The 967-nt window shown below is 59.0% G+C and carries 1 protein-coding gene; it reads right to left on the bottom strand.

Going from position 1 to position 967, the window contains the following annotated elements:
- Positions 1-172: 172 nt before the first annotated feature.
- A complete protein-coding gene (locus tag ACBR42_RS17140) occupies positions 173-841 on the bottom strand; it encodes a TetR/AcrR family transcriptional regulator (protein WP_371208845.1) in 669 nt (222 codons plus the stop codon).
- Positions 842-967 lie beyond the last annotated feature (126 nt).

The following is a 967-nucleotide window of genomic DNA, read 5'->3' as shown; positions in this document are numbered from 1 at the left end:
TAGCGCGAAATGATCCTTCTCATCTTCCGGACAAGAAGCCCCAGATTGAGCTGGGTCGTCGCGATTTAAGGTGTCATTAAACTCACCCGCCCAAGTCTCAATTTGCCTGCTTAGTTCGCTACGCGGTACCTGCCCGCGCGCTTTACGTTTCCCCTGCGCGAGGCCGACCAGATCAGCTTTTCGCTTTCGCCAAACCGCGAAGATACATTTGCAGGCTTTGGGCATAATCCCGCGCAAAATCATAGCGCAGCGCCGCGTAGCGGGGCTCGCTAAGCACCGCGCACGCCCTGTCCGAAGGATGGCTGAGCGGCCATAGGCCCGTCATCAATGCTCCGGAAAACCGCAGGAACTCGCGCCAGGCTTCAAGCGATAGCTCGGGCAGACGCACGTGGAGCTGGGAGGCCCAGCTCTGCTCGATCGACAGCATCCCTTCCTTGAAATCGCGTATCCGGGTTTCCGAGATATTGTGCTCGATCACCGAGGGTAGCGCGCTGGTCAGATTCAGCATCAGATGGCGTCCGGCGATGGCCCCGGTGAACAGCTCGGCGATGGCTTCGATCGACATGGCAGGCGGGGCCACGCGCAATCCTCGTTGCAGGCTTTCGCCGACAAGCCGCCACTCCTCGCCAAGCACTTCGAGAAGAACGGCCTCCCGGCTCTCGAAATAGCGATATACGTTCGATTTGGTCATGCCCGCGCGCCGCGCCAGCTCGTTGAGGCTGAGGTCGCGCAGGTCGGTATTCTCCGCCAGCATCTGTTGTGCGACGGCGATCAGATGGGCGCGCCGCTCTTCCTTCTGCTCGGGTCGTCTCGCTCGCTGATATTCCTTAGCCTCGGCCATCCATCGTCCCATTGACAAGCGACTGATGGTCTCTAATTTAAGAGACCATCAGTTATTTATGCTGATACCATAGCTGGTGTCCGCCGTCGAGGAAGCCCCAATGCCCAAACCACTGATGGTTCGCCA

The sequence above is a fragment of the Komagataeibacter sp. SM21 genome (assembly GCF_041402665.1).
Lineage (GTDB): Bacteria > Pseudomonadota > Alphaproteobacteria > Acetobacterales > Acetobacteraceae > Komagataeibacter > Komagataeibacter saccharivorans.
The sequence above is the reverse complement of the archived record's forward strand: the minus strand, read 5'-3'. Positions and strand labels throughout refer to the sequence as shown.

Coding starts and splice junctions, on each gene's coding strand:
- ACBR42_RS17140 (WP_371208845.1), bottom strand. CDS start 841: ATGGCCGAGGCTAAGGAATATCAGCGAGCGAGACGACCCGAGCAGAAG.